This window comes from Lamprobacter sp. (assembly GCF_034860625.1).
Classification (GTDB): Bacteria; Pseudomonadota; Gammaproteobacteria; order Chromatiales; family Chromatiaceae; genus Lamprobacter.
In genome coordinates, this window is sequence record NZ_JAYESN010000374.1 from 1 (window position 1) to 2,273 (window position 2,273).

Below are 2,273 nucleotides of genomic sequence, written 5' to 3' on the forward strand. Positions count from 1 at the left end.
ACCGGTGATCAGACCGATACCACGCAGCTCCAGGAGATGCTTCAGCCGCGCCTCGGCCTCGCGCAGGCTGGCGGCCGCGAACAACGCATCCGGGGGTGGCGTCAGATCGAACGGAAACGCCGTCAGGGCGAAATGCTTGCGGTACATCAGCGTCCCTCCAGCGCGTCATGATCCGTATCGGGCAGCTCACGCAAGCGCAGTGCCGAGGGTGCAGGCTCCGCGACCGGGCCCTCGACCGTCAAGGTCCGCGAGCGCTGATCACGCTTCACAAAACAGTTTGCATAGGTATCCACCGGACGCGCCATGGCCAGGCGCTCACCCTGGAAGCAGACCTGAATCGGGCGCTCAGGCGGTGCACTGGGATCGAAGCGCAGCGTCACGTTCTCCCCGACCAGCGCGGCCTCGACTTCATAGAGCACCCCGTTGAGGCTCACCGTGCGATCCTTCTGCACCTTGCGCACCGCCTCGAGCAGGAACAGATCAGCCAGATCCACCTCCGGCTCGACAAAGCGCACCGCTGAGCCGGTGCGTGCCCACTGCTCCAGTGGCGTCACACCCTCCAGACCGCGATGTGGGCTGTGGTGATACTCACCCTCGACCCAGCCGGCTAGACGCCGGTTGAGCGCGCTCAAGCTCGCCAGATCAGTGTCCGTCAGCCGCGTGAGCAGCTGCGCGCGCACGGTCTTGAACCAGCGCTCGATCTTGCCCTTGCCCTGCGGTTGATAGGGCCGGGCATGGATTAAGGCGATGCCGAGCTTGGCGCACACCAGCGCCAGATGCTTGGAGCGGTAGTTGGCGCCATTATCAACATACAACTTCTTCGGCAAGCCGCGGCGCAGGATCGCCTGCTCGAGCACCGGCAGGAAGGTCGCGGTGTTCTCCGACAGGGCGAAGGCCGCATGCGGGATCACGCGCGTGGCATCATCGATAAAGGCGATCAGGTAGGTCTTGCGCTTGACCCGCTCGCCGACCAGCACACTGGGGCCATGCATGACATCGCTCATCCACAGCTCGCCGGCCTGCTCGAAGGCAAAGCGACGTCGATCTTGGGGATCACCGTTGGTTTTCGCCACCTCCATCAATCCATGACGGGCCAGCAGTCGATGCACGGTCGAAGGCGGCAGTGGCAGATCGGGCGGGACATCGGCACGCTCGCGCACGGCGCGGATGACCAGCTGCACCGAGAGCGCCGGGTTGCCTTCCTTGGTCGCCAACAGCGCCTCGACCACGCTCGGGGGCAGTGTGCGCACCTGGCCGCGATCGGCGCGCGGCTTGGGCATCAGTGCCTCAAAGCCGCCGCGTCGATAGGCCTTGAGCCAATCGCGCAGGGTCTCGGTGGCGATGCGGGTGCGGCTGCTGCCGGGAATGGCATAGTCGCGCTCGGCCTTGGCCTGCATGGCGGCGTACAAGCCCTTGGTGTGCTTGGGCCAGTGCACAAGCTCGGCGATTACCCCGTAGCGAAACAGGGCGATCTCTTGCTGGCGGTCGGTGTCAGGGTCGTTCATGGCGGCAAAGTCCACAAGACGCAGGCCCATTGCCTGCACCCGCGACCCTAAGCCGCCAGCCCCGGCGGGTCCGCCCCCGCTCGGTGTTGGCGGGGGCGATCGCCCCCGCCCCCCGGCTGGCGCCGGGGGCTGAATCCAAGCGGCCTTGGCAATTCCTGCAGCCAGGGCTCGGCAATCCCACGCAGCGCCACCAAGACGTCTGAGACGCCGAGCACGAGGGCAAAGGCCAGCAGCGTCGGAGCACAGGGGCCAAAACGCTCCGGCAGCAGACCTTTGATGACGACTAAGGCCGCATGCACCGCCTGCACGCGGCGCGTGACGAAACGCTGCACGCCTGGCAGTTCGATGTCTAAGCGCAGTCCGGCACAGGCCGCCGCCTGGCTCGGCGCCTGCTCGACGGCCCGCACCAGGTCCTCGACCTCACTGAGCTGCCCGCTCAGGCGCGCGGCATAGCAGTCCGGCAGCAGACTGAAGGTGCGATGCCCGTCAGGGCAGTCGTAACGGGTGATCAAGGTTCCGGGCGGGGAGACGCGGGCATAGGTGCCATGGCGGGCGAAACCACAGCCGCCCTGCGGATGCAGCGGACAACGACTCAGCGTTGCTTGCTGCCAGCCTTTGCGCTTAACGTACTCCTCGCCGGTGTCCTCGCAGGCAAAACGAAGTTGCACCGGCACTCGGCCCGCCCCTCGGCGTCAACCCGGGGCGGGCCACCTCTTCTGATGAATCGAGCGTCTTGCGATTATCGCCGATGCGCCGATCCACCGCTTG

The 2,273-nt window shown here is 66.4% G+C and carries 2 protein-coding genes; both read right to left on the reverse strand.

Going from position 1 to position 2,273, the window contains the following annotated elements:
* Window positions 1–146 precede the first annotated feature (146 nt).
* Entirely contained in the window at window positions 147–1,505 is a 1,359-nt protein-coding gene (locus VBE63_RS27710) for a DDE-type integrase/transposase/recombinase (RefSeq protein WP_323686212.1), read from the reverse strand.
* Window positions 1,506–1,552: 47 nt separating this feature from the next.
* Complete coding sequence (locus tag VBE63_RS27715; protein WP_323686213.1) at window positions 1,553–2,173, reverse strand: hypothetical protein; 621 nt, start codon at window positions 2,171–2,173, stop codon at window positions 1,553–1,555.
* Between the last annotated feature and the right edge of the window lie 100 nt (window positions 2,174–2,273).